This window comes from Nonomuraea salmonea (assembly GCF_042428605.1).
Taxonomy (GTDB): domain Bacteria; phylum Actinomycetota; class Actinomycetes; order Streptosporangiales; family Streptosporangiaceae; genus Nonomuraea; species Nonomuraea salmonea.
In genome coordinates this window covers 48,786-74,707 of sequence record NZ_JBHMCF010000038.1, presented here as the reverse complement: position 1 = coordinate 74,707, position 25,922 = coordinate 48,786, and the positions used below count along the sequence as shown (strand labels likewise).

The 25,922-nt window shown below is 71.2% G+C and carries 23 protein-coding genes; 17 read left to right on the top strand and 6 right to left on the bottom strand.

Annotated features, from left to right (window positions below):
* The first annotated feature begins 18 nt into the window (after positions 1–18).
* Both ACFFR3_RS32690 and ACFFR3_RS32685 read left to right on the top strand, forming a co-directional pair.
* The gene (locus ACFFR3_RS32690) at positions 19–939 is read left to right on the top strand and encodes an RNA polymerase sigma factor (RefSeq protein ID WP_379484395.1); all 921 of its coding nucleotides are present in this window, start codon (positions 19–21) and stop codon (positions 937–939) included.
* A gap of 79 nt (positions 940–1,018) precedes the next feature.
* The gene (locus ACFFR3_RS32685) at positions 1,019–1,723 is read left to right on the top strand and encodes an alpha/beta fold hydrolase (RefSeq protein WP_379484394.1); all 705 of its coding nucleotides are present in this window, start codon (positions 1,019–1,021) and stop codon (positions 1,721–1,723) included.
* A 6-nt stretch (positions 1,724–1,729) separates the two neighbouring features.
* Here ACFFR3_RS32685 and ACFFR3_RS32680 read toward each other — a convergent pair whose 3' ends face one another.
* The 3 genes from ACFFR3_RS32680 to ACFFR3_RS32670 are packed head-to-tail and all read right to left on the bottom strand — an operon-like array spanning position 1,730 to position 4,802.
* Positions 1,730–2,545, bottom strand: coding sequence for a carbohydrate ABC transporter permease (locus ACFFR3_RS32680; protein ID WP_364367193.1), 816 nt, complete (start codon positions 2,543–2,545; stop codon positions 1,730–1,732).
* Positions 2,542–3,486 carry a carbohydrate ABC transporter permease gene (locus tag ACFFR3_RS32675; RefSeq protein WP_364367190.1) on the bottom strand — a complete coding sequence of 315 codons (945 nt, stop codon included), beginning with the start codon at positions 3,484–3,486 and terminating at the stop codon, positions 2,542–2,544. Before ACFFR3_RS32675 ends, ACFFR3_RS32680 begins: the two co-directional genes overlap by 4 nt.
* A gap of 29 nt (positions 3,487–3,515) precedes the next feature.
* Positions 3,516–4,802, bottom strand: a complete 1,287-nt coding sequence (locus tag ACFFR3_RS32670; RefSeq protein ID WP_364367187.1) for an ABC transporter substrate-binding protein — start codon at positions 4,800–4,802, stop codon at positions 3,516–3,518.
* Positions 4,803–4,934: 132 nt separating this feature from the next.
* On the opposite strand from ACFFR3_RS32670, the gene ACFFR3_RS32665 reads away from it, so the two are divergent.
* Positions 4,935–5,696 carry a FadR/GntR family transcriptional regulator gene (locus tag ACFFR3_RS32665; RefSeq protein WP_345391810.1) on the top strand — a complete coding sequence of 254 codons (762 nt, stop codon included), beginning with the start codon at positions 4,935–4,937 and terminating at the stop codon, positions 5,694–5,696.
* A 13-nt stretch (positions 5,697–5,709) separates the two neighbouring features.
* Here the strand turns inward: ACFFR3_RS32665 and ACFFR3_RS32660 are convergent, their stop codons facing one another.
* Both ACFFR3_RS32660 and ACFFR3_RS32655 read right to left on the bottom strand, forming a co-directional pair.
* On the bottom strand, positions 5,710–6,960 hold the full coding sequence (locus tag ACFFR3_RS32660) for an MFS transporter (RefSeq protein ID WP_345391807.1): 1,251 nt from the start codon (positions 6,958–6,960) through the stop codon (positions 5,710–5,712).
* A 2-nt stretch (positions 6,961–6,962) separates the two neighbouring features.
* The gene (locus ACFFR3_RS32655; RefSeq protein WP_345391804.1) at positions 6,963–7,580 is read right to left on the bottom strand and encodes a TetR family transcriptional regulator; all 618 of its coding nucleotides are present in this window, start codon (positions 7,578–7,580) and stop codon (positions 6,963–6,965) included.
* A 104-nt stretch (positions 7,581–7,684) separates the two neighbouring features.
* On the opposite strand from ACFFR3_RS32655, the gene ACFFR3_RS32650 reads away from it, so the two are divergent.
* From ACFFR3_RS32650 to ACFFR3_RS32635, 4 genes are read left to right on the top strand one after another with little or no spacing between them, the layout of a single operon-like run.
* Positions 7,685–9,763, top strand: a complete 2,079-nt coding sequence (locus ACFFR3_RS32650; RefSeq protein WP_345391801.1) for an alpha-N-acetylglucosaminidase — start codon at positions 7,685–7,687, stop codon at positions 9,761–9,763.
* Between the two features lie 49 nt (positions 9,764–9,812).
* Complete coding sequence (locus tag ACFFR3_RS32645; RefSeq protein ID WP_345391798.1) at positions 9,813–10,178, top strand: YbaB/EbfC family nucleoid-associated protein; 366 nt, start codon at positions 9,813–9,815, stop codon at positions 10,176–10,178.
* Complete coding sequence (locus tag ACFFR3_RS32640; RefSeq protein WP_345391795.1) at positions 10,175–11,083, top strand: WXG100-like domain-containing protein; 909 nt, start codon at positions 10,175–10,177, stop codon at positions 11,081–11,083. Before ACFFR3_RS32645 ends, ACFFR3_RS32640 begins: the two co-directional genes overlap by 4 nt.
* Positions 11,084–11,089: 6 nt before the next feature.
* On the top strand, positions 11,090–11,455 hold the full coding sequence (locus ACFFR3_RS32635) for a hypothetical protein (protein ID WP_345391792.1): 366 nt from the start codon (positions 11,090–11,092) through the stop codon (positions 11,453–11,455).
* A 2-nt stretch (positions 11,456–11,457) separates the two neighbouring features.
* On the opposite strand, the gene ACFFR3_RS32630 is transcribed toward ACFFR3_RS32635, so the two are convergent.
* Positions 11,458–12,372 (bottom strand): RNA polymerase sigma-70 factor, encoded by a 915-nt coding sequence (locus ACFFR3_RS32630; RefSeq protein ID WP_364367177.1) that lies wholly within the window; start codon positions 12,370–12,372, stop codon positions 11,458–11,460.
* Between the two features lie 168 nt (positions 12,373–12,540).
* Between ACFFR3_RS32630 and ACFFR3_RS32625 the strand changes: the two genes are divergently transcribed.
* From ACFFR3_RS32625 to ACFFR3_RS32580, 10 genes are all read left to right on the top strand, one after another.
* Positions 12,541–13,887 (top strand): YcaO-like family protein, encoded by a 1,347-nt coding sequence (locus ACFFR3_RS32625; protein ID WP_379484393.1) that lies wholly within the window; start codon positions 12,541–12,543, stop codon positions 13,885–13,887.
* 6 nt (positions 13,888–13,893) lie between these two features.
* Positions 13,894–14,526 (top strand): TOMM precursor leader peptide-binding protein, encoded by a 633-nt coding sequence (locus ACFFR3_RS32620; protein WP_379484392.1) that lies wholly within the window; start codon positions 13,894–13,896, stop codon positions 14,524–14,526.
* Positions 14,523–15,416, top strand: coding sequence for a hypothetical protein (locus ACFFR3_RS32615; RefSeq protein ID WP_379484391.1), 894 nt, complete (start codon positions 14,523–14,525; stop codon positions 15,414–15,416). Before ACFFR3_RS32620 ends, ACFFR3_RS32615 begins: the two co-directional genes overlap by 4 nt.
* Positions 15,417–15,487: 71 nt before the next feature.
* Entirely contained in the window at positions 15,488–15,718 is a 231-nt protein-coding gene (locus ACFFR3_RS32610; RefSeq protein WP_345391780.1) for a thiomuracin/GE37468 family thiazolyl RiPP peptide, read from the top strand.
* A 71-nt stretch (positions 15,719–15,789) separates the two neighbouring features.
* Positions 15,790–18,360 (top strand): lantibiotic dehydratase family protein, encoded by a 2,571-nt coding sequence (locus ACFFR3_RS32605; RefSeq protein WP_379484390.1) that lies wholly within the window; start codon positions 15,790–15,792, stop codon positions 18,358–18,360.
* Complete coding sequence (locus ACFFR3_RS32600) at positions 18,357–19,217, top strand: thiopeptide-type bacteriocin biosynthesis protein (protein WP_379484389.1); 861 nt, start codon at positions 18,357–18,359, stop codon at positions 19,215–19,217. The genes ACFFR3_RS32605 and ACFFR3_RS32600 overlap by 4 nt, the downstream gene beginning before the upstream one ends.
* Positions 19,214–20,557 carry a SagB/ThcOx family dehydrogenase gene (locus ACFFR3_RS32595; protein WP_379484388.1) on the top strand — a complete coding sequence of 448 codons (1,344 nt, stop codon included), beginning with the start codon at positions 19,214–19,216 and terminating at the stop codon, positions 20,555–20,557. Before ACFFR3_RS32600 ends, ACFFR3_RS32595 begins: the two co-directional genes overlap by 4 nt.
* On the top strand, positions 20,554–22,299 hold the full coding sequence (locus ACFFR3_RS32590; protein WP_345391768.1) for a YcaO-like family protein: 1,746 nt from the start codon (positions 20,554–20,556) through the stop codon (positions 22,297–22,299). The genes ACFFR3_RS32595 and ACFFR3_RS32590 overlap by 4 nt, the downstream gene beginning before the upstream one ends.
* Complete coding sequence (locus ACFFR3_RS32585) at positions 22,292–24,244, top strand: TOMM precursor leader peptide-binding protein (RefSeq protein WP_379484387.1); 1,953 nt, start codon at positions 22,292–22,294, stop codon at positions 24,242–24,244. Before ACFFR3_RS32590 ends, ACFFR3_RS32585 begins: the two co-directional genes overlap by 8 nt.
* Complete coding sequence (locus ACFFR3_RS32580) at positions 24,241–25,914, top strand: ABC transporter ATP-binding protein (RefSeq protein ID WP_345391757.1); 1,674 nt, start codon at positions 24,241–24,243, stop codon at positions 25,912–25,914. The genes ACFFR3_RS32585 and ACFFR3_RS32580 overlap by 4 nt, the downstream gene beginning before the upstream one ends.
* Positions 25,915–25,922: the final 8 nt, after the last annotated feature.

The window sequence follows — 25,922 nt, the reverse complement described above, 5'->3', positions numbered from 1 at the left end:
GCGGTGACTTTGTCGGTTATGTCGGGTTTTGGGGAGCCGGCCGACGGTGAGTTGGTGGTGCTGGCCCAGCAGGGTGACGCGGGTGCGCTGGGGACGCTGCTGGCCAGGCATCGAGGCGGCATGCTGGCGGTGGCGTTGAGCGTGATGCATGACCCGGGTGAGAGCGAGGACGCCGTGCAGGACGCGTCGCTGACGGCGCTGGCGCGGATCGGGGACCTGCGTGATCCGGATGCCGTGGGGCCGTGGCTGCGGATGATCGTCCGCAACCTGTGCAGGAAGCGGTTGCGGGCGCGGCAGGCGATCCCCGTCGGACACCTGACGCCGCCCGAGCGGGCCGCCGATCCGCAGGAGGCGCTGGAGCGGCACGCCCAGCGCGACTGGATCTGGCACGCCGTCGGCCGGTTGTCGCCGCCGCTGCGAACAGTGACGCTGCTGCGTTACTTCTCCTCGGTGACCAGGTATGAGGAGATCGCGGCCGTCTGCGGCGTTCCTGTCGGGACCGTGCGGCGCAGGCTGCACGAGGCGCGGGGCATGCTGGCACGGACGTTGCCGGGCACCTGGGACGGTGCGCACGGCGATGCGGCGGTGGCCGTGGCCGCGCGGCGGCGGGAGGCGGACGAGCTGATCGCCGCCGGACATCAGGGGACGTTCCGGGCCGCGCTCAGGGAGAGCTGGTGGCCGGACGTGGAGATCGCCTGGGGGAACGGACGGCGTACGCGCGGCATCGAGCACCTGGCCCGGGTCGTGGACGTGCGGATGGGGGCGGGCACCCGGCAGCGGGTGGCCCAGGTGGCGGCGAGCGCCGACGTCGTGGTGTGGGAGACCGAGGTGTTCAGCCCGGCGGAGGCGGGGCCGGGATGCGCGCCGTGGATGGGCTGGTTGCTGGCCTATGAGGGCGGCCGGGTCCGTCGCGTGAGGATGATCCACCGAGCGGCCTGACAGAAATCTTGAGCTCGGACCGAACTTTCCGCGTTCGACACGGATCGTGTGGGTGTTCACCCCACGGAAGGCAACAGCTATGTCCGACATATCGACGTTCGTTCTCGTGCCCGGCGCCTGGCAGGCCGGCTGGGTCTGGCAGCCCGTCGCCCGCCGGCTCCGCGCCGCCGGCCACGAGGCCGTGACGCTCACCCTGCCCGGCCTCGCCGACGGCGACCGCCGCGACGGCCGCCACCTCTCCGAGACGGTCGACCACGTGGTTGCCGAGATCGAGCGGCGCGACCTGCACGACGTGGTGCTGGTCGGCCACAGCTGGGGCGGCTACCCGATCACCGGCGCCGCCCACCGGGTCGCGCACCGGCTGGCCCGCATCGTCTACTACAACGCGTTCGTCCCGGCCCGAGGGGTGCCGTTCGTCGATGAGAACGCCGAATACGCCGCCATCATGCGCGCCGCCATCGACGCCTCGCCCGACGGGAGCGTGGAGGTCGCGTTCGAGCAGGTGCCGGTGCTGGTCCCGGAGCTGCCCGAGGCGGCGCGGCGGATCTTCCACGAGCTGCTGGGGCCACAGCCGGGCGCGTACTTCCTGGAGCCGCTCGACGTGCCCGACGTGACGGGCCTGGGCAAGCCCCTCTCGTACGTGCTCGGCGCCGACGACCACGCCCTGGCCAGGCCGGGCGACGAGCTGGCCGCCAGGATCGGCCTGACGCCGACGATGGTCCCCGGCGGCCACCAGGGCATGCTGACCTACCCGGACGAGGTCACGCGGGCCCTGCTCGCCTGAGAAGGGTCAGCCCTTGGTGGCGCCCGCGGTGAGGCCGGACACCACGTACTTCTGCACGAACAGCGCGATCACCATGATCGGCAGGGTGACCACGGTGGTCGCGGCCATCAGGCCGCCCCAGTCGATACTGGCGTACCCGACGAAGTCGAAGATCGCGACGGGCAGGGTCTTGGTGTCCGCGTCGGACAGCACGAGCGCGAACATGAAGTTGTTCCACGAGAAGATGAACGACAGGATCCCCGAGGTCGCGATGCCCGGCACCGACAGCGGCAGCGTGATCCGCCGGAACGCGCCGACGTGCGTCAGCCCGTCGACCAGCGCCGCCTCCTCCAGCTCGGTCGGCAGGCTGTCGAAGTAGCCCATCATGATGTAGACCACGAGCGGCAGCGACACGAACATGTGGCTGATGATCAGCACCCCGAAGCCGCCGACCATGCGCAGGTTGGAGAAGACGTAGAACCACGGCACGAGCAGCGAGACACCGGGGATGATCCGCGCCATCAGCACGACCAGCGCCGACTTCTTCATGTTGAACCGGCTCATCGAGTACGCCGCAGGAACGCCCAGGATGAGCGAGGCCACCGTGGCGGCGAAGGCCACCCACAGGCTGTTGAGGATGAACTCCACGTAGTTGGCCTGCTGGAGCACCTTGCCGTAGTTGTCCAGCGTGGGGGAGAAGGACAGCGCCTTGGCCGGGTCGTAGATGTCGACGTTCGTCTTGAGCGACGCGGCGACCATCCAGACCAGCGGCGCGACCAGCACGAGCACCACGACGGTGAGCGCGGTCGCGCGGAAGATCCGGTACGCGGGCCGGGCCCTCATCGCTTCGCCTCCTTGCGCCGCGCGGTCAGGGCCCACATCGCCCCGATGATGATCAGGAAGAAGAGGATGAGGACGGTGGACGAGACGCCGTACTCGTTGTAGTCGAAGCTGAGCCCGTAGGCGTACACGTTGAGCGTCTCCACCTCGTGGAACGAGCCGCCGCCGCGGCCCTTGGTGGCGTACAGGATGTCGAAGGTCTTGAGCGCGTCGATGCCGCGCAGCAGGACCGCGACCGTCAGGGTGGGCGTCAGCAGCGGGAGCGTGACGTGCCTGAAGCGCTGCCAGGTGCTCGCGCCGTCGATGCGGGCGGCCTCCTGCGGCTCCTCCGACAGCGAGGTGAGCCCGGCGAGCAGGATCAGCACCACCATCGGCGTCCACTGCCACACGTCGATGAGGATCGTGGTGGGCAGCGCGGTGTGCTGGCCGGCCAGCCAGGGCTGCGGCCCGATGCCGAACCAGCCGAGCAGCTGGTTGGCCAGGCCGATGTTGGGGTCGAAGATGAGCCGCCACATCATGCCGACCGCGACGGGGGTGGCGACGAGCGGCAGCAGGATGGCGACGCGGACCCACCGCTCGCCCTTGAACGGCCGCCACAGCAGCAGCGCGATCGCCATCCCCAGGACCACCTCGAACAGCAGCGCCACGATCGTGAACATGGCCGTGCGCCCGACGGCGGGCCAGAACCGCTCGGTGTCGGTGAGCACGTCGAGGTAGTTCCGCAGGCCGACGAAGTCGCTCTCGGCGCGGACGGAGCCCTCGGCGTCGGTGAGGCTGAGGAAGATCGTCCAGCCCAGCGGGAAGACGAGCAGCGCGGCGACGAACGCCATCGCCGGCGCGGCGAAGAGCCATTTGCGGTGGTCGTCCACCCAGCGCGCCCACCCCGGCGTGGCGGGGGTGGGGGTGGACGCGCTGCGCGGCGGCTCGGTGGTGGTCGTTGCCACGGAATCTCCAGAAAGAAGCGAGGTAGCTGCTACCTGGCCTCGTCGTCCAGGAACTTCTGGAACGCGGTGTTGGCGGCGTCGGCGGCCGCCGCCGCGTCCTTGCCGGTGATCGCGTCCACGATGGGCTGGCCGACGATCTCGCGGGACTCGGCGACCTTCACGACCAGCGGCCGGTCATGACCGACCCCGGCCTGGGTGCTGGCCGCGATGGCCTCGGCGAGGTCCTTGGGGAACGTCGAGGTGCCCTCGGGGTTCTCCCACACGGACGCGCGGGCGCCGGGGACGCCGGCCTTCTGCTGGGCGAGCGTCTGCTCCTTGCTGGTCGCCCACTCGATGAACTTCCAGGCGTTGGCCGCGTTCTCCGAGCTCTCGTTGATGCCGAGCGCCCACGACGGGATGTTGTACGGCTTGGACCCGGCGGGGCCGGCGGGGAACGGCGCGAAGCCCACCTGGTCCGACACCTTCGACTTCGCGGGGTCGGTGGCGTTCTGGTAGAGCGAGTTGGCCTCGGTATAGAAGGCGGCCTTGCCCTGGGTGAAGATCGCCATCGCCTCGGGCCAGCTCATGTCGGTGCTGACGTTCGCCGGGCCGCTGTCCTTGATCAGGCCGCCGTAGAAGGCGTACGCCTGCTTGGCGGCGTCGCTGGCGACCGCGGACTTGCCGTTGGCGTCCACGAAGTCGCCGCCGAAGCTGTAGAGGAAGCTGGAGAACTGGGTGACGGCCGCGGATTTGCCGGTGCGCGCGACGAACCCGGCGACGTCGGGCTCGCTCTCCTTGATCTTGGCGGCGGCGGCCTTCAGCTCGTCGAGGGTCTTCGGCGGGGCGTCGAGCCCGGCCTTCTCCAGCAGGTCCTTGCGGTAGTAGAGGACCTCCTGCTCGGTGATGATGGGGACGCCGACGGGCTTGCCCTCGTACGTGGTGGCCTCGACCGGGCCGGCCTGGAAGTCGCTGAAGTCCCAGTTCGCGTTGGCCTTGACCTGGGTGGAGAGGTCGGCCAGGTATTTGTTCTTGGCGAAGAGCCTGCCCTCCTGCAGGGGGCGGTACATCATCACGTCGATGTCGGCGGAGCCGGCGTTGAGCTTGACGTTGTACTGGTCGGACAGCTGGTCCTCGCCGAGCTGGGTGACCTCGACCTTGAGCCCGCTCTGCTTCTCGAACTCGGGCAGCGCCTTCTTGATGTTGTCGGTCCACACGTGGTTGGCCAGCGTGACCCGGACCGTGGTGGACGCGCCATCGCCGTCGTCGCCGCCGCAGGCGGACAGGGTCATGGACACCACCACGGCCAGAGATGCACCGATGATCGACCGATGTCGCACGTGATCTCGCCTTTCTTTCATGGTCGCCGCCCCCTATGCGCCACGTATCCGTAACATCCGGTTAATGCCGGGATGCTAGGACAAAAAAGCTGACTTATTCAAGTATCGTCTTTCAATTGATATGCTTTATTCGTGACTCAGTCCTCCCCCAAGGGCGCACCAACCCCACCTGCCCCTGCCGAGGCTGGGCTGCATGCTCGGGTCCTCGACCGGCTCGGCACCGTCATCTGCAACGGCGACCTGCCCGCCGGCTCCGTCCTCAGCATCGACGACCTGATCGACCGCTATCAGGTCTCCCGCTCGGTGATCCGCGAGGTGCTGCGCGTGCTCGCGTCCATGGGGCTGATCGAGACCCGGCGCAGGGTCGGCATCATGATCCAGCCCGCCCGGGCGTGGAACGTCTTCGACCCGCAGGTGATCCGCTGGCGGCTCGCCTCCGGCGGGCGCATGGCGCAGATGCGCTCGATCACGGAGCTGCGTACCGCGATCGAGCCGTACGCGGCCGCGCTGGCCGCCACCCATATCAGCGACGACGAGGCGAGCGAGCTGGTGGGGCTCGCGGCCAAGATGTGGGCGGCCGGGAAGGCCGGCGACGAGACCCGCTTCCTCGACCTCGACATCGAGTTCCACCGGCGGGTGCTCGCCGCGTCGGGCAACGAGATGTTCGAGAAGCTGCACCTGATCGTCGCCGAGGTGCTCGCCGGGCGGCACCACTACCACCTGATGCCGCACTATCCGGACGAGCAGGCGCTCCACCTGCACACCGACGTGGCCCAGGCGATCCAGCGCCGCGACGGAGAGCGCGCGCGGCGGGCCATGGTGGGCATCATGGAGCAGGGGTTCGCGGAGATGAAGTCGATGTGGGAGCGCAGCGCCGAGCCCGGCGACAGGTGACCGGAAGGGCGCGTCAGCGGACGCCGCGTACCCGCAGGATCATGAGCGCGCCGACGAGTGCGAGCACGCCGCCGGTGACGAACAGCGCCGGATAGCCGCCGAGGTGGGCGACCACCAGCGAGCCGCCGAACGGCGCCACGACCTGCGGCGCGTTCAGCGCGATGTGGAAGACGCCGAGGTCGCGCCCGCTGTCCTCGGCCGCCGGCAGCACCAGCGTGACCAGCGCCTGGTCCACCGAGAGGTAGGCGCCGAAGCCGAGGCCGCCGATGACGGCGGTGGCGAGCTGGACGGGCCAGACGGGCGCGAGCACCGGCAGCGCCACCGACACCGTGACCATCAACGAGGAGATGAGCACGAACAGCTTGTGCCGGTTCAGCCGGTCGGCCAGCGGGCCCGCGATGATCGTCCCTACGACCAGACAGAGCGTCTGCACGGTGGTCTGCAGCGTCAGCGCGTCCTGGGGGGCGAGCCCGGCGGGCAGCTCGATGTAGTCGCTGAGGATGTAGAGGCCGAAGGAGGAGACGGCGAAGTAGCCGAGGAACATCACCGCGCGCGAGCCGAACGCCCACGCGTAGTCCCGGGCGCGCAGGCTGTCCAGCGCGGAGGTCAGCTGAGCGCGCAGCGGCACCCGCCCGGGCGCGACGGCCACGGTGACGTGCTCACGGCTGAGCAGCGCGAGCAGCGCCGACGCCGCGACGAACACCACCCCGAGCAGCGTGTACGCGAGCAGCGCGGAGTCGATGAACGCGGCCCCGGCCGCCGTGCCCGCCAGCGAGCCCACCGGCACGCCCAGCCCGCCGACCGTGGAGGCCAGCCCGCGCCTGCGCTCAGGCACCTGGTCGGCCACCACGGCGATGAGGATGTTCAGCCCGACGTTCACCGTGCCCTGCACGAGGAACCAGCCGATCAGCAGCCCGGCGACCGTGGACATCCAGCCCAGCAGGACCAGGGCGGCGAGGGTGGCCAGGCCGCCGCCGAGTATCCAGGGGGAGCGGCGGCCCCACCGCCCGCGCGTCCTGTCGGACAGAGCGCCCACGATCGGCGGCACGCACACCGACGCGATCGCGCTGACGCCGGTCACCAGCCCGAACGCCGACAGCTTGCCCACCGGGTCGGCCGCCTCGACCTGGGAGGGCAGCAGCACCTGCAGGGCGGCGCCGATGGCCGCGTAACCGGCCACGTTGAACAGGAACATCGCGCCCAGGAGCGCGCCGAGGCGGCGGCCGGTGGCGCCGTGGGCGTCCCGGCTCGAGGTGATGGTCATGCCTACTCCATGAGAGGGGGAAGGTCCAGCCCGAGGTCGAGCCGTCGCAGGGCCTCGTCGACCAGGCGGGCGCAGGAGTCGGGGCCGGCGTCGGGCTGAGCCGCCCACTCCTGGAACGCGATGCGCAGCGCCGCGAAGGCCGTCGAGGCCAGCAGCCGGGCGTGGAAGCCGTGCCCCGCGCCCGACCGCTCGGCCAGGTGGCGGGCGAGCAGCTCCTCGCGTACGGCGAAGCGCCGCATGTTCTCGCCCATCAGCGCGGGGTTGTCGGCCAGCAGGAGCTGGACGCGCTGCATGCGGGGCAGCTCGTGCCGGGCCCAGTGGGGGTCGGCCAGCCAGGTGCGGAAGACCGCGCGCAGCGCGGTGACCGGCGACTCGCCGCGCGGACGGTCGCCGACCGCGGCCAGCAGATCCTCCATGACCTGGTCCTCGTGGGCGAGGACGACGTCCTCCTTCGAGGTGAAGTAGCGGTTGAAGGTCCGCCGCGCCACCTGCACCTCGTCGGCGATCTGCTGGACCGTCGTGCCGTCGAAGCCCTGCCGTTCGAACAGGGTGAGGGCGGCCTCGATCAGGGCGCGGCGGGTGCCGGCTTTCTTGCGCTCGCGGAGTCCTGGGCTGGTCATGGCCCTTACCGTAGGGCAAAAGTGTCTCACTGGGACAGTAGGCTTGGCGGGAAATTTCGCACCAAACTATGAAAAGTCCCGTTGAGACATTTTCTGGAGGTCTTATGACCACGCCCGCATGGGTGCCCGTCGCCCAGGAGGCGCTGCGCAGGCTCGCAGGACCGCTCGCCTTCGAGGTGCGGGCGCTGCCCGGTGACGGCGACCGCTTCGAGGTCCGCGCCGGCGAGGAGGGCCGTACGGTGCTGGCCGGCACCGGGCCCGTGGCCGTGCTCAGCGGGTTCGCCCACTACCTGCGGCACGTGGCGCGCGGGACGGTCTCGCGCTGGGGCGACCACCTCCCCGAGCACGCGCCGCCGCCCGCCGAACCACTGGCGGCGGCCTCGCCGTACCGCTACCGGGTGGCCTACAACCTCACCGTCGCCGGGTACACGACGCCGTTCTACGACTGGGACGACTGGCAGCGCGAGCTCGACCTGCTCGCCGCGTCCGGCGTCAACGCCGCGCACCTCACGCTCGGGCAGGAGGCGGTGTGGCTGGCGGCGTTCGCCGAGTTCGGCTACACCGAGAGCGAGCTGCTGGCCTGGATCGTCCCGCCGTCGCACCAGCCGTGGCAGTGGCTGAACAACATCCACAGCTTCGGCGGCGGCACCACCCGCGGCCTCGTCGAGCGGCGCGCCGAGCTGGCCGTCCTGGTGCTGGCGCGGATGCGGGAGCTGGGCATCACGCCGATCCTGCCCGGGTTCTCCGGCACCGTCCCCGGCGGTTTCGCCGAGCGCAACCCCGGCGCCGTCGTCGTCCCGCAGGGCCGGTGGTTCATGGACGTCGCCGGCCCGGCACGTCCCGACTGGCTCGACACCTCCACCCCGCACTACGCGCAGGTCGCCGCGGCCTTCTACCGGCACCAGCGCGAACGCTTCGGGGAGTCCGGCACCTGGGCGGTGGACCTGCTGCACGAGGGCGGCAAGACCGGCGGCACCTCGCTCGCCGACGCGGCCTGCGGCGTCGAACGAGCGATGCGTGCCGCCGACCCCGGCTACCTGTGGGTCGTCCAGGCGTGGGCGGGCAACCCGCGCGAGGAGTTGTTCGAGGTCTGCGACCGGCAGCGGATGCTGGTGCTCGACCTGACCGGCGACACCTGGCGGCGGGCCGGCGGGTTCTGGGGCGCGCCCTGGGCGTACGGCATCCTGCCCAACTACGGCGGCCGGCACGGCCTGTACGGCTCACTGCCCGACATCGCCGCCGCCCCCGCCGCGCTGGCCGCACCGCTCGCCTCCGGCGAGCTGACCGGGCTGACGAACATGGCCGAGGGCGTGCAGACCAACCCCGTGGTCTGGGACTTGTTCGCCGACCTCGCGTGGACCCGCGAGCCCGTCGACCTCGACGCCTGGCTGGCGGACTGGGTGCACGCCCGCTATGGCGCCGCCGACCCCGACGCGCTGGAGGCGTGGCGGCTGCTGCGCGCCTCGGCGTACGCGACGTGGGGCGGGGAGACGTCCATGCCCGAAGGGGACGAGGAGTTCGCCGAGAAGCTGGCCGACTTCCACGTCTACGCGGCCACCGACAGCGTCTTCGCCGCCACCCCGTCGTTCACCGCCGACCAGGCGTCGGCCGTCGGTCCCCGGCGGCTGCACTACGACCCCGCGCAGGTGGAGGCCGCCTGGCGGCTGCTGCTCAAGGCGGCGCCCCGGCTGCGTGAGCGCGACACGTACCGGCATGACGTGGTCGATGTCACCCGCCAGGTCCTCGACGACCGCGGCCGCGCGCTCGTCCCCCGGCTCGCCGAGCCGGCCGTCCAGGAGCGGTTCCTGCGGCTGATCGACGTCCAGGACCGGCTGCTCGCCACCCGCCCCGAGTTCCTGCTCGGCCGCTGGCTGCGCGACGCCCGCCGCTGGGGCGCCGACGAGGGGGAGCGGCGCGACCTCGAACGCGCCGCCAAGCGGCTCGTCACCGTGTGGGGCGGGCCTGACGCCGCCATCCTCACCGAGTACGCCAACCGCAACTGGGCCGGGCTGATGAGCGGCTACTACCGGGAGCGCTGGCGGACCTTCTTCGCCCAGGGCGAGATCGACTGGAACGCCTTCGGCCAGGCGTGGGCCGACCGGCATGCCGATCACCCGGCGGAGCCGTCAGGCGACCCGGTCGCGATCGCCCTGGAGATCCTCGGAGACCGAACCGAGATTTGACCGGTTTGCGTATCTTGTGAAAGATCGTCTAGGTGATTCAGGAGGCGGGATGACATCACCGAGAGATCCGTTCACCACCACCGGCGACGAGGAACTGGGCCGGCTCCTCCGCGGCTACCAGCAGGATCTCGCGGAGCTCGAGGGACTGCGCGACCGGATCGCCGCGGTCAAGGGCCGGGGCGAGGCCGCCGACGGCCGGGTCGTGGTGGAGGTGACACAGACCGGGACGCTCGCCGGAGTCACCATCGACCCGCGCGCCATGCGGCTCGGCTCGGAACAGCTCGCGGCGGCCATCATGGAGGCCGCGGGACGGGCCGGCCGCCAGGCGGAGCAGGAGGCGCAGGACCTGGTGACGCCGTTCATCGCCGGCACGCTGCTCGACGGCGACCGCGCCGACGGGACGCGCCGCCGTTGAAGCTTCCGTACGGCCGCGCGGGCGTCTACACGTTCGGCACCCTCGGCATCGCCGGCTTCGTCTTCCAGATGCTCGCCGTCGACTACCCCGAGGGCGACCCCGACCGGGCCCGCCAGGCCGCCGGCGTCTACGCGCGCCTGGCCGAGCGCATCGAGCAGAGCCCGTCGCACACCTACCCCGCCGCCGCCTCCGTGTGGCGCACCAACCACGGGGCCGGGGTGGACCAGTTCAAGCGGGCCATGATCGAAGGGCTCTACCCCGAGCCGGAGGAGAACGGGTACGCCGCCAAGCTCGCCCAGCGGTGCCGCGACACCAGCGCGGCCTGCAACGAGTTCGCCGAAGCGGTCGAGGCGGCCAGGCACGCCTACTGGACCCTGGCCATGGCCAACTTCGCCAGCTTCGTCTTCATCTCCACCTTCCCCTGGCAGGCCGGGGTGGCGTACCAGATCACCCAGATCCTCATCCGCCGGGCGCAGGCCGGGCTGCTCGCGAAGCTGCTGCAACACGGCATGGCCAAGATCGTGCTGGCCAAGCTGACCGAGTACACGATCGGCAGCGTCTTCTTCGCGGTCGGCGACGTGGCGGCGGTGGCCGGCGTCAAGGCCGCGCGCGGCGAGGACGTCGGCTCGCTCGAGGACAACGCCACGCAGGCGCTCAAGGAGTTCGCCGCCTCGGTCGCCTTCTACGGCGTCTTCGACGCCGCCGCGCCCCTGGCCAAGAAGGTCACCTCGAACGCGGACGTCCAATACTTCCTCAGCCGCATGGCCGGCGGGTCCATCGCGTACGGGCCCTCGTACGACCTCATGAACGGGCAGCGCGGCGAGGAACTGCTCCCCACCTGGAAGGAGACCCTGGGCCGGGTGCTCCTGTACTTCACCATGGCCCACAAACCAGCGGGAGGCTGAGTTTCCGTGGAGATCGGCAAGTCACGCATCCGCTCGGCGGCGATCGCGTTCGACGTCGAGGGCACCGAGCTGGCCACGTTCGTCGCGGCGGCGGCCGAGGAGCTCAACGCCATCGGCGACTTCTGGGGCGGCACCGCCGAGGGCGTCACGTTCTTCAAGGGCCAGGGCGGCGGCAGCGGCTACGCGGCGGTCGCCGGCCAGCTGGCCGCCGGCATCGGGGTCCTCATGGAGGCCCACCACGAGATCGCCGACCGCCTGCGCCTGATGACCGACAACGTGGAGGTCGGCGACTGGAACAGCGTCGCCGAAATCCTCTCCAGGCTCCCACCCCCGGACCCCGACCAGCCCATCTGGGGCACCGCCAAAGCCTGACCTCAGCGGCTGACGGTGGTCGGGCGGTTGATGTGGGAGAGCTTTTCGGGGTTTCTGACGTGGTAGGCGCCGGTGACGTGGCCGTTGTCCACGTGTACCGCCAGCACGCCGTCTATCTCGCCGTCCAGCCGGATGAGCAGGGCGGGGGAGCCGTTGATGTGCACCGGTTCGACCGTTCGCTTCGCGTCGGTGCGCCACCAGCCGGTCGACAGCAGGCGGGCCACCGCGTCGGCGCCCACGACCGGGCGCGGCAGGGCGGACTTGACGCCGCCGCCGTCGCTCAAGGCCACCACGTCAGGGGCGAGGATGTCGAGCAGGTCCTGGAGCTCGCCGGTCTCGACCGCCCGCTGGAAGGCCAGCAGGGCGGCGCGGTGCTCGGCGGGGGAGCCGGTGCCGCGCGGGCGGCGGGCGGCGACGTGCGTACGTGCCCGGTGGGCGAGCTGGCGGACCGCGGCCTGGCTCTTGCCGACGGCCGCGGCGATCTCCTCGTACGCCAGGTCGAACACCTCCCGCAGCACGAACACCGCCCGCTCCACCGGCTGCAACGTCTCCAACACCAGCAGCATCGCCATCGAGACGCTGTCGGCCAGCTCTACGTCCTCGGCCACGTCGGGCGTCGTCAGCAGCGGCTCAGGAAGCCACGGCCCGATGTACGACTCGCGGCGCCGGCTCAGCGTACGCAGGCGGTCGAGCGCCTTGCGGGTGACGATGCGTACCAGGTAGGCGCGACGGTCACGGACGGCGGCGAGATCGACGTCCACCCAGCGCAGCCACGTCTCCTGCAGGACGTCCTCGGCGTCGGCGGCCGAGCCGAGCAGCTCGTAAGCGACCGTGAAGAGCAGGTTCCGATGGGTGACGAACGCCTCGGTCGCGGTGTCGGCGCGCGGGCCGCGTTCGTTGATGCCTGATTGCGTCACACCCACAAGACGCCCCCGCCTGCCTTTTTGTGACACGGCCGGTCCCCTCGTGACCATCAGAACGCCGCGCGGCTGACTCGACTAGAGTGATCGGGCCGATGGCGGCCGACCGCTCCCCGAGAACGCGCCGGTGCCTGGCGCCCAAGGAGATCGGACCCGAGGAAGCCCTTGACGGAGACGTTAGGCGGGCCCCCGCGCCCCAGACCCCCGGTGGCGGACGCGCTGGAGGCGATGGTCTCACCTCTCGGCGGGCTCGTCGGCTCGACCAGCCGGCTGCTGACTCCTGAGACCGGTGCGTTGCTGCCGGTTCATGCCGCCGCCCTGGGCGACACCACGCAGGTGCTGCCCGCGGTGGCCGATGCGATGCGCGGGCGTCCGACGAACGGGACCATCGACGGTGCGGCCGCGTCCGTCGACGAGCGAGAGGCGCGCTGGCTGGCCGTCGCCGAGGCCTTGGAGCGCTACTCGAGCAGCGTCTACAGCGAGGATCAGTTCGTCTGGGCGACAGCGGCCGAACTCGGCGATGAGGCACTCGACCTCGACACGGTGCCGAGCATCTCCGATGCAGAGGCGGCCCACCCGGCCTGCCCCCTGGTCAAACCGGACAAGCTCGCGCCCATGCGCTGGGTCCGCGGTCTGTCGCTCATGACGTCCAAGCCGGCCTGGATCCCGGTCCCCTATGTCTACCTGCACCTCCGCCACGCCTCCGAGGGTGAGCGGCTCACGGCGCCGATCTCCACCGGCTGCGCCGCACACACCGACGTGCACACCGCGCTCGCCAAAGCGCTGTGCGAGGTGATCGAGCGCGACGCGATCGTCCTGACCTGGTTGCAGCGGTTGCCGCTGCCCCGTCTTGACCTGGACCGTGTGTCGGACGAACTCGCCCTCCTCGCCCGTATCGCACGCGAGGAACAGGTCGTCACCCACCTGTTCGACGCCACGACCGACCTCGGTGTACCCACCGTTTACCTGGTGGAGGTCGCGCCGCACCATCCGGCCACGCGGACGCGGGTGACGTGCGCCACGGATCTCGACCCGTACGCGGCGGCGGAGAAGGTGTTCCGCGAGGCCGCCTCGTGCCGGATCGGCCTGCGTTCCCGGGTGCCGGAGCGAACGGACCCCATGACGTTCCGCGACCCCTTCGACGGAGGCACGTACATGGCCGCCCCCGAACGGGCGCACGCCTTCGACTTCCTGCTCGACTCGCCGCACCGGCGCAGCCTGTCCGATCTGCCCGCGCCCGAGGTGGCAGAGGGGCGGCCGGCCCTGCGATGGATACTCCAGCGGCTGCGGGATCACGGAATGGAGGCGTTCGCGGTGGACCTCACCTGCGACGAGGCACGGGACATCGGGATGTCGGTGGTCCGCGTCATCGTGCCGCGGCTGATGCCGCTGTCCTTCGTCGGCGCCGCTCAGTACCGCGGGACGCCGCGACTGTACGAGGCGCCCGTCGCCATGGGCTACCCCGCCCACGCCGAAGCCGACCTCAATCCGTGGCCCCAGCCGTTCGTGTGAGGGCCGATGATCATGCGACCGCCCGATCTCATCGTCACCGTCGGTGCCTTCGGCGCCGCTGCCGCCCGGCTGCTCTCGGGACCGGCCACCCGCCTCGCCGACGCGCCTCCGGCCGGGCGGGAGATCGACCTCCCGCCTGCGACCGCGACCGTGGTGCTGGCCGCCTCGGTGCCCGCACCCGCCGTGGAGCTGGAGCTGTCGCGGGCCGCGCACCTGCGGGACTTCGCCTTCCTCCCCGTCGTCCTCGACCATCCGCGCCTGCGTGTCGGCCCGGTGTCGCGGGCCGGCTCTCGGGGTTGTTCCACCTGTTACCGCAACAGGGTGCGGCAGCACGCGGCCAACGTATCGGCTCAGGAAGCGGTGGAGGAGCATCACCGCCGGCATCCGGAGGTCGCCGACCGCGGGTATCTGGCGCACTGGCCGGCACTGGCCGCCGCGCTGGCCGCGCTGGCCGCTCAGGCCGACCCGGCGGACACGACCCGCGTACGCCACCTCGATCTGCTGTCGAACACACCGCTGGTGAGCAGGCTCGTGCCGGTCCACGGCTGCGCGGTCTGCGCGCCCGAGGCGGCGGAAGCGCCGCAGCTTCGCAGCATCGTCCGCCTGCGAGGCGTCGTGGAAGAGCTGGAGACCGAGTGACGTCCTCCGACCTGCCTCGAAAGCCGAAGCTCCATCCCGGGCTGTGCGCCGTGCCGTACGAGCGGGGTCTCGTCCTGGAGGGCACGGCGCAGCCGAGGTCCTTCGACGGGAAGGCGGCGCGTACATTCCTGCCACGCCTCCTGCCATTGCTCGACGGCAGCCGTACCCACGCCGACCTCGCCCGCGATCTCGGAGCAGGTACGGAGCAGGCGGTCACCGCCGCCCTTCGCCTCCTCCACTCCACGGGTCACCTGCAGGAGGGCGACGACGATCCGGAGCCGCCCCCGGGCGTGCCCGCGGGTGCCGCGCAGGCCCTGGGCAGGATGCTCGGTGCCGACCCGGCCTGGCCCAACGTGGCGGCGGCCTATCGGGCGATGCATGCCTCACCCGCCTTCATCGTGGACACGGGGCCGCCCGCCGCGCGGGTCGCCGACTTGCTGGCGGCGTCGGGGGACCGGGTCACGCTGGTGGCGCCCGGCAGCGTGCCGGCGGCGCAGTCGTACGTCGTCGGGCCGGCGGGTGAGACGGAGCGCGACCTGCTCGAACGGTTCGACGTGGCCTGCTTCGAGCATGGCCTGACGTGGACGTGGGCCTGGTACGCCGGAGGAACCCTGCGACTGTGCCGCTTCGACCGGCGGCTCACCCCTTGCCTGGCCTGCGTCCGCAGTGCCGCTCACGTTCCGCCGGCCGGCGGGTCCGGCCCGGATCCGTCGGAGGCGGCGGACCTGGCCTGGGCGCTCGTCGCGGGCGAGATCCTCCATCAGCGCGCCCGGATCGGCGCACCGCTCCCGCCGGGCACGATCACCACCTTCGACCTGCGCGCGTGGTCGTCGCACCAGGACGTCGTCGCACGCCGGGGGGACTGCGAACGCTGCGGTCACCTGGCATAACGTCGGCATACCTCGGACATACCGGCTCCTCCTAGCTTTGACGCCAACTCCGCTAGGTGAAAGGGGCTTCCATGCCGACCACAGAAATGCTGGATTTCGACGTTCAGGACCTTTCGATGGACGTCTTCGACCTCACCGTCAGCGGGCTGGAGGTGGAGACCCTGACCTTGGGCCGTGGCCTGGACGTGGTCGCCTCCTGCCTGTCCACCCGCTGCTACCCCTGCTCCGGTACGGGGGGCTGCGGCTCCTGCACCGATGACCCGCTCCCAGTGGCGCCCGGCATCGACGAGGACGAGGAGTAGTCCGGCTCGTGGGCCGCCCCCCGCGCGGCGGCCCACCGGCCACGTCCTGGTGCTCATCGAATGAGGTTGAGGTGGATGTTCCCCCGTTGATCCGGCTGGCCGGCATGCCGTCGGAGGTGCTACGCGAGCTGCGTTTCCACGAGGCATGGCAGGCGGTGGAGCGACAGCTCCAACTGCGGCGCAGGCTGAGGACCGAGAGCGAGGCTCTGAGCGACGACCTGTACGGCGTGATCGCAAGCCTGGCCGACGATCCCGTCAAGCCGTTCATGGTCGGCCTGCGCCGCGCCCTCTACCAGGGGCGGGCGCCCACCGCGCGCGAGTGGAGCCCGGACACGCGAAAGGCGCTGGCACAGGACCTCGCCGACAGGGTGGAGCAGTGGCTGGCGCTGCACGCCCGGCTACGCGCGGGTGAGCACGACCTGGACGAACTGGTGAGATCCGAGACCGACGCCCGCGCCGCCCGGTTGCGCGAGATGGCCTCGGCCCCCGCCTTCCGGCGCGGGCTCCTGCAGGCCAGTGCCGCCCTCTCGGACGACCTGGACAAGTGGCTGGCCGACCCGCATCGTGGCGCTCCGCACCGGCTGGCGGCGGCCCTGGCCAAGTATCTGACCCGCGCCGCGGCCAAGACCAGCCCTTTCAGCACGTTCATGGTGACCGGGCGCGGCACGTGGAGCGAGGACGACATCGCGGTCCGTCGGCTCGCCGATGGGGTGCGTGGCGCGCGCGGCGTGCTGCAGCTGGGGCACGTGACCCGGTCGGACCTGCACGCGGCCCTGGTGGCGAGCGATCGCACCCGGCGCGCTCTGTTCGTCCGGGTCAATCCGAGCGTGGTCGTCGACCGTGACCGGCTGCGCTTCCTCGGCCACCCGCCCGAGGAGCCGATGATCACGATCAATGGCACGCCGGCGATCCATGCCTGCCTGGACTTGCTTGCCGGCACCGCTGCCGGTACCGCTGCCGGCACGCTCGGAGACCTCGCCGGACGGCTGGCGGAGCGAGGCAAGGCCGATCCTGCTCAGGTCGACGCCTTCCTCGATCACCTCGTCGAGATCGGCCTGCTGCAGGTCGCGCCCCAACCCGGCGGGCAGGTCACCACGCCGGGGGAGACCGCGCGCTGGTTGCGGTCGCTCGGCGCGGACTTCGTCCACGAGGGCGCGCTCGTCCAGACCGTCAGCGATCGGCTGAGCATCGACGTGCCGATCGACGATGTCGAGGGCCACCGACGCCGCCTGAACGACGTCCGCCGCGCGCTCGCCGACCTGTCGGACCATCTGGGACAGCCCGTCGCGTCGGCCGGAGGCCAGGCCACCTTCGACACCGCCGTGGCCGAGAGCCCGCTGGCGGCTTTCGGGCGCAGCGCCTGGCGGCCCGTCATGGACGATCTGCAGGTCCTCCGCCGGTGGCTGGCGGTGTTCAGCCCCAGCCTGGAGTTGAAGATCGCTCTGGACGCGTGGTGGACCCGGCGGCCGTCCGCCGATCAGCGGATGCGTTACCTGGACTTCTACCACGAGGTCATGCAGGAGGTGGCCGGCGGCTCCCCCGAGGGCAGGACGATCGGCCGCCTGTGGCACTCGCCGTCGGAGCGGCGGGAGAGCGGGTCGGCACGCGCCGATGAGCTCCACGCCCTACGGGATGACGCCGCCCGCGTGCTCTGGGGTGAGCAGGCCGGTCACGAGACCGTCGACATCGATCCCCAGCGGCTCGCCGACGCGGTGGCCGGTTTCCCCCTGTGGGTGGACGAACTGCACTCGCTCGAGGTGTACGGCCAGCCGCTGCTGGAGCAGGCGGGGCCCGAGTTCGTGGTCAACAACGTCTTCATCGGATACGGCAAGGGGCACCGCCGCGTGGACGGCCTGGCGGGACGTCGTGCGGAGCCATGGGTGATCCCCGGCGATTTTCCGTTGTTCGCGGGGCTCGGCGGCTCTCTCGGCACCTCGCTGAACGTCCGGGAGCCCTGTGTGCCGTACGAGATCGTCTACCCGTGGCACGGTGACGCGCGACCGGGCATCCGCGGGATCGATCTGCGGGATCTGTGGGTGGAGCGCGACCATGCCCGCGGCCTCCTGCGGTTGCGTGCGAGTGGCTTCGATCGGGAGATCAGACCGCTACATCTCGGCATGAGCGCACCTTGGACCCTGCCACGTGCGGCCCAGCTACTCGTGAAAGGGTTCGGCGAGGACGCTCCCCAGCCGATCGCCGCCCTCGCGCCCCGCGGGCACTGGTCCGGAACGCGCGGCAGGGAGGTGATCTCGCGGGCGCGAGTGGGACGCGTGACGGTACGACGAGCCGCCCGGCACAAAGCGCCGCCGGCCATCCCCGCGCCCAAGGCCGGCGAGCGGGAGGCCGCCTATCTGCTGCGCCTGACCGAGTGGCGGCAGATCGCCGGAATCCCGGAGACCTGCTACGTGAAAAGCCTGTTCAAGAGCCGTTCCCGGGCACGGACCGGCGAGCATAAGCCGCTCTTCATCGATTTCGCCAACCCCTTCCTCGTGCGGGTTTTCACCGATTTCCTGCGGTCCCCCCACGACGTGGTCCTCTTCGAGGAGGCACTGCCGGATCCGGTGACGGCGCACGAGAACCACGGCGGAGGTCACGTCATGGAGATGATGCTGGACGTCTCGGCGTGGGATCGCCTGACATGAGCGGCGGCCAGTGGGTGAGCGCGCACGTCTTCTACCACGGTGATCAGGACAGCCTGATCACCCGGCTGATCAGGGAGATCGTGGACGACCTTGCCGCGGAGGGCCTCGGCCGGGACTTCTTCTTCCTTCGCTATTGGGAGGCAGGACCGCACGTGCGGTTACGCGTACGGGCCGAGCCATCCGACCACGCCAGAGTCCGCCGCCTGATCGAGAAGAGAAGCCGCCGCTTCTTCCAGACGTGGCCCTCCGAGACCCGGATCAGTCAGACCGAGTACGAGCGGTCGGCCGCCGAACTGGCCCGCGGGGAACAGATGACGGAGTTCGCCCCCACCCTGGCCTCGAACGACTCCGTCGCGTTCATCCCCTATCGCAGGGAGTACCACCGCTACGGGCGCCCCGCGATGGCGGCGGTGGAAGAGCACTTCGTGGACTCCAGCAGGATCGTCCTGGCCATGCTCGAAGCGGGGATCACCGCAGAGCAGCGCGTCACCGCCGGCGTCGCGATGTACATCATCGTCCGGCTCCGGCTCGCGGCACCGCCGACGGCGTCGCAAGAGCATGCGGAGGCCTACGCGCGGCAGCGCGACATCCTGCTACCGCTGGGGCGGCGCCTGCGCGGGCTGGTCGACCACACGGATCAGGTGACACGCGACGACGGTCTGGCCGGTTGGTCGCGGACGACGGCGAAACTGCGCAAGGCGCTGCAGGTGGACCCGGACAGGACGGCAGCGGTGCTGACCACCTGCGCGCACCTCGCCGCCAACCGCCTGGGCATCGACCTGTGGACCGAGCGATACGCGTCCTCCCTGGCCGCATGGACCGTGCATGAACTGCGTGAGGAAGAGCATCGGGCATGACACCACCGATCGAGGAAATGGTCAGGCTGAGGCCGGAGGTGGCGGGAACGCTCGCTCCAGACGGCTCTTACCACCTGCTCAGCTGGCCGCACAGCACATGTCTGGGTCGCCTGACCGCAGACCAGCACGCGCTGCTGCGGCGCTTGGGACAGGAGTCCGTCCCCCTCGGCGAGCTGCGAACTCATCCCGGCTTCTTCACTCAGCTGGAGCTGCTGCGGACGGGCGGCTGGTTGCACGTCACCGTGGCCGCCGCCGGCCGGAAGGTCTACACCGTTGAGCCGGAGCGGCCGCAGGAGCCCCATCAGGGAGAGCCACCCGGCCGCCTGACCCTGTCGAGGTTCGCGATCGCTCGCAGGGACGGCGGCGAGGTGGTCGTGGAGTCCCCGCTGTCCTGGTGTCGCGTCCGGCTGCACGAGCGCCGCGCCGTGGTTCTGCTCGCCGCCGACCGGCCGGTCGACGATGATCCGGCGCTTGTCCGGCTCCGTCAGGACCTTTGGGCGGCCGGCCTCGCCGTACCGGAGGACGACGAGGCGGCCGGGCCGCCCGAGCGCCTGTGGCAGCCGCATGAGCTGTGGTTCCACCATCGCAGCCGCACCCGGCTGCCTGGAGTCCCGTACGGCAAGGGCGACTGGACGGCCGGCGTGTTCGCCCCGCCGGGGGCGCGTCGTGAGCCGTTCGGGGGCGAGATCGTCGAGCTGGCCCGGTCTGATCCGGGCCGCCGGTACGCCGCCGAACCTCGCCTGACCGAGGTGCTGGAGGAGCGGCGATCGATTCGCGGGCACGACGACGGCGCCCCGCTGACCGCCGCGGGCCTCGGAGAGTTCCTCCACCGTTGCGCGGGCAACCGCGGCATCTACCGGATCGACGGCGTCCAGCACGTGAGCCGGCCCTATCCGGCCGGCGGAGCCATGCACGAGCTGGAGATCTACCCGGTGGTCCGGAAAGTCTCCGGGCTTGAGCCCGGTTTGTATCACTACGACCCTCAGGATCACCGGCTGGAGCGGCTGTCCGGGACCACACCCCAGGTGCGGCGGCTCCTGCGCGCCGGGGCGATGGCGGCGGCCACCGTGCAGGAACCGCAGGTGCTCCTCGTGATCGCCGCCCGGTTCGGACGGGTCATGTCGGGCTACCAGGCGATGGCGTACTCGCTGGTCATGAAGCACGTCGGAGTGCTCTACCAGACGATGTACCTGGTGGCCACCGCGATGGGATTGGCACCCTGCGCCCTGGGCGACGGTGACGGTGGCGCGTTCGCCGCGGCGACGGGGCTCGACCCGTTGGAGGAGGGGGCGGTGGGCGAGTTCGCCCTCGGATCACGTTACGCGGAGGTGCGGCCATGAGGGTGCGCTGGCGTGAGGACGCCTATGCCGCCGCGGACGGCGACGGCGTTCACATCCTGACGCATCGCGGGCTCGCGCGGATCGACGGCGCCTCGATCGCCGGATGGGTCGACCGGCTGGCCCCGTTCCTCGACGGCGAGCGCACGGTCGGCGAACTGACCGCCGGGTTGCCGCCTGCCCGTGGCGATGCGGTGCGGAAGGTCATCGACCTGCTTCTGGAATGCGACGCCGTCCAGATGGTCGCCGAGGAACCGCCGCGCACACCCGGAGGTGACTTCCTCGGCTGCTTCCGGACTCCTGCGGTCGCCACGTTCGATGACTACCGGCGCCTGCGTGTAGCGCTCGTCGGTGCCGAGCCCATGCTGGAGTCCTTGGCGCGAGCGGCGAGGGTGTCGGGTCTGGAGAACGTCACGAGGATCGACATCAGCGCGCCCCGGGGAACGCCGCCGCCCGAGGGCATCGGCCTGCCCGAGGGAACCGAGCTGGTGCTCTACGCCGGCGACGGGCCGTCGGCCCTGCCGCTGAACCGCATGTGCGCGCGGCGCCGGATCCCCCTGGCCTTGCTGGTGCACACCGGCGACGCCACCTGGCTCGTGCCCCCGGGAGGACCCGACTGGGAGGACGCCTGGCGTCGGCTGGGCTCTCCGACCGGCCACGTCGCCGCGGCACCATCCGGTGCGGCGGCCCGCCTGGTCCATGCCGCTTTCCGGGTGATGACGGGCGTCATGCCGGACACCGAACGTGACCATTTAGTCCGGATCGGTCCGGACGGGTATACGAGCACGCGGCACGCGTGCCTGCCGCACCCCGCGCGCGCGACGGCGGCGGGCGGCTCGCCGCAGAGCTTCCACCGGCGCCTGCGTGACCTGCGAGCCGGCCGGCCCGTCGACGACGCCACGTTCCTTCGTGACATCGCTGCCTGCTACGACGAGCATCTGGGCCTGTTCACCCTCGCCGAGGCCGCGGGCCCGCAGACACCGCTGAACGTCTGTCGCGCCGTGCTCAAGGGAACACCGGACATGGACGTGCTCGGGGTGGGGTTCGGGTACGACGCGGCGACCGGCGACGCCGCCCGCAAGGCTCTGGCCGCCTACGCACTGCGCGAGGCCACCGAACAGGGCGGCCACCTGTGGGCGTACGAGATCGACGATCCGGATGCCGTTCGCTCACTGCGCGTGCCCGGCGCGTTCGGCACGACGGACGCGGGACTCGCGGCCGGCTCCCACTGGGAGCAGGCCGTCGGCGAGGGCCTGGCCGATCAGTGCCTGCGGCTGACTCTGGCTGAGCTGCGGTCGCGCTCGGAACCGTGCCCGCGCGTCGACGTCGCCACGGCCGACCTGCCCGCGGAGGGCCGGAGGTGCCGGGATGTCCTCGCCCGGCTCGATCAGCTGCCCGACGTGTACGACGTCACCGGTCCGCTGGGCGTCCCGGCCGTCGTCTGCTGCGCCGGGACGGTCACCGTCGGCTACTTCGCCGCGCTGAACCCGGCGAAGGCTCTGCAGAAAGGACTCAAAGCGGTGCTGCTGCACCTGCAATCCCCGCAACGGACCCCGGTGGAGCCCTTCCCGGATCAGTTGCGCGGCGCCCGGTGCCGACCCATGCTCCCCGGCCTCGGCGCGTCACAGGTGGCGTCGCGGCTGCGCGCCCGCGGCTTGGTGGCGCTGACCGCGCCCCTCGACCGTGATCCCGCCATCGCCGAGCTCATGCCGTACCTGGCCAAGGTGGTGATCGAAGATGCGTGAAGTGGCGTTGGTCGGGCGGGGAATGCTGCACGAGGCGATCGCCGCGGAACTGAGCGGCGACCGAATCGTCAGCCGGTACGCGACCGCGGAGGAGCTCACCGGCTCTCCCGGCCTGCTCATCGCGGCCGACGACGGCTGGAACACCGAGCGCACCCGGGAGATGCGGGCGGCGGCCACCGAATTCGGGGTCCCCTGGCTGCGCGTCCGTACCGAGCTGAACCGCGTCGTCGTCGGCCCGCTGGAAACCCCCGGCCAGGCGGGATGCGTCTCCTGCGCCGAACGCCGCCGGCGCCGCCTGCGGAGCGATCCGGCCGGGCACCGGGCCGTCCTGCGACAGCACCGCACCGCCCTGCGCGAGCGCCCGTCGTCGTGGCTCACCCCGCTGGGAGCCCTGCTGGTCGCCGAACTCGTCGCAGCGGAAACGGCACTGCTGGCCGTAGGCCGCCCGCTCCGTACCCGGGAGGCATTCTTCCTGGTGAATCTGGAATCGCTGGACGTCGGCCTGCACACCTTCCTGCCCGACGACTTCTGCCCCACGTGCGGTGATGCTCCGGCGGACAGCGCCGGGCGCGCGACGCCGACGCTGGAACCCCGGCCCATGTATCGGGAGCGGACCTTCCGGACGCGGGACGTCGCCGATGAACTGGCCGACCTGGAGAAACTGTACGTCGACAGGGAGTCCGGGCTCGTCGGCGAGCTCACCGAGTGGACGGCGGGCGGTCTGGTCGTCACGTCGGCGGCGGTGGGGGCACGGGCCGGCGGTGAGGTGGCCGGCTACGGGCGAGCCGGCACCCGGGCCGCCAGCCGGCTCGTCGCGCTGCTGGAAGGCGTCGAACGCTACGGCGGCGCCCCCGGCGCGTGCCGGACGGAGGTGCGCGCCCCGTACGCCGACATCGCCGACAGCGCGCTGGACCCGCGCACCCTCGGCCTGTACCCCGAGGAGCGCTACGACCTGCCGGGATTCCCGTACCGTCCCTTCGACGTGAACGAGCCCCGCGCCTGGGTGTGGGGGTACTCCTTCGCCCGGCAAGCGCCGATCCTGGTGCCGGAGCGCTGCGCCTACTATCAGCACGCGCACTCCACCGGCCACGACCACGGGCTGGTCTACGAGATCTCCAACGGATGCGCGCTCGGAGGATCGCTGGAGGAGGCGATCCTGCACGCCATCATGGAGGTCGCTGAACGCGACGCCTTCCTCCTCACCTGGTACTGCCGGTTGCCCGCCCCGCGCATCGACGTGTCCGCCGCCGCCGACCGTCGCCTGCCGCTGTGGCACGCGGCGCTCGAGGCCGAGACCGGGTACGCCGTGTCGCTCTACGACATCAGCGTCGAGCAGCGGATCCCCTGCGTGTGGGCCATGGCGGTGAATCCCCGCGACGACGGCCGGCCCGCGACGATCAGCGCCGCAGGGTCCAGCCCGGACCCCGAACGCGCCATCGCCAACGCGCTCACCGAGCTCGCTCCTGACATCACCCCGATGGCGGACCGGTATGCCCGGGAGAGGGACCGGGCACAGGCGATGGTGGCCGATCCAGGACTCGTCAGGGACATGGACGACCACTCCCTGCTCTACGCGCACCCGGACGCCGCCCGGCGGCTCGACTTCCTGACCCGGTCATCCGGCGTCCGCAAGCCCGCCGACATGGGGATCCCCGGCGCCTTCGACGACGCCGATCTGACCGAAGTGCTCACCGAGACGGTGGGACGCTACCTGGACACCGGACTGGACGTCATCATGATCGATCAAACCGGTTCCGAGCACCGGGCGGGCGGCTTCGCCTGCGTGAAGGTGCTGATTCCCGGCACCCTGTCGATGACGTTCGGGCACGACAACCGGCGCATGGACGGCCTCCCGCGGCTCCTGACCATGCCCCGGCTGCTCGGGCACCGCGACCGGGACCTCACGCCCGGCGACCTCAACGCCGACCCCCATCCCTTCCCATGACGGCCCGCGCGGTGCTCCGCCGCATGATGACGTGGTTCCGGCCGCATCGATGGCGGGTCGCGGCCTCGCTGGTCGTCGTGCTGATCTCCGTTCCCCTCGGGGTCGTCAGCCCGCTTCTGACCAGGGGGGTCATCGACCAGGGCCTGATGCGCGGCGACTTCGCGACGCTGACGACGCTGTGCGCCCTCATGGTCGTGGTGGGGATCGTGAACAGCGCTCTGGCCGTCGGCAACGTGGCGCTCACCAACAGCATCGGCCAGCGGGTGACCGCCACGTTGCGCGCCGGCGTGTACGAGCGCGCCCAGGCGCAGGAGCTGGACTTCTACACGGAGGAGAGCACGTCCGAGGTTCAGGCGCGGCTGGTCAGCGACATCGACGGGGTGGACCGGTTCGTCACCAACATCGTCCAGCAGTCCCTCGCCGCGGCGACCGCCCTGGCCGCCTCCGGCATCGCGATGCTGGTACTGAGCTGGCCGCTGGCCCTGCTCTCCTTCGTCCTGGCGTACCTGCTGGCGCTGCTCAATCACCGCTTCGCCCAGAGGCGCCAGGACCTGGCGCGGCAGCGGCAGCGGCTCGTGACCTCGATGCTCCGCTTCGCCGCTGATGACCTCACGCTGGGCGGGATCATCCTGGGCAGGACGCTGCACCGTACGCGGTGGCAGCGCGAACGGTTCGTCGAGCTGTGCCGGCGGTTGAGCGAGGTCACCATCCGGCAGCGGGTGACGGGCGCGGCCGCCTATGTGATCATCGGAGTGTCGTTCGCCTGTGTCCCTCCTCTGGTCTACTGGCTGGCCGGCACCACGGTCACGGGGCTGAGCGTCGGGACAGTGATCGTCCTGGTGATGCTCCAACTCCAGCTGTCCGAGCCCATCCAGACGATGCTCCAGCTCTCCGGCGGGTTCCACGTCTCGCTGGCCAAGTTCGAGCGCGTCATCGAATATCTGGACATGCCGGTGTCGCTGGCGCCCGACGCGGGCACCGTCACGTCGCCTCCGCGGGCGGGGGTCGGCGTCACCCTCCGCGGCGTGGGTCATTCCTATGGGGCGCGGACCGTCCTCAGCGGGATCGACCTGGAACTGCCCGCCGGCTCGGTGACGGTCGTGCGCGGCCGCACCGGATCGGGCAAGAGCACCCTGGGCCTGATCACAGCCGGTCTCCTGCGCCCGGCCACTGGAACCGTGCACGTCCACGGCGCAGGGGACGCGGAGCTACGGGAGGTGGCCACCATCGTCCCGCAGCACACCACGCTGTTCGACACGTCCATCAGGGAGAATCTGACGTTCGCCCGCGACGACGTGACCGAGCAGGACATCGACCGCGCACTCGCCGCCGTCCGCCTGGACGGCCTGGTGGCGAAGCTGCCGGACGGCCTGGACACCACCATCGGCCAGGAGGGACATCAACTGTCGGGCGGCGAGCGGCAACGCCTGGCCGTGGCCAGGGCACTCCTTGCTCCCTGGCAGGTGCTCATCGTCGATGAGGTCACCAGCGCCCTCGACGGCGTCACCTCCGACGAGGTGTACGACGCCCTCCGCGCCTACTGCAGGGAACGCACCCTGGTGATCATCGCGCATCGGCTCCCGCGGCTCCGGGACACGGACCGCGTGGTGACGGTCCATCAGGGACGCATGGTGAGGGAGGCGCCCGACGGCCTGCTCACTCCGCTCTGATCCGCCGT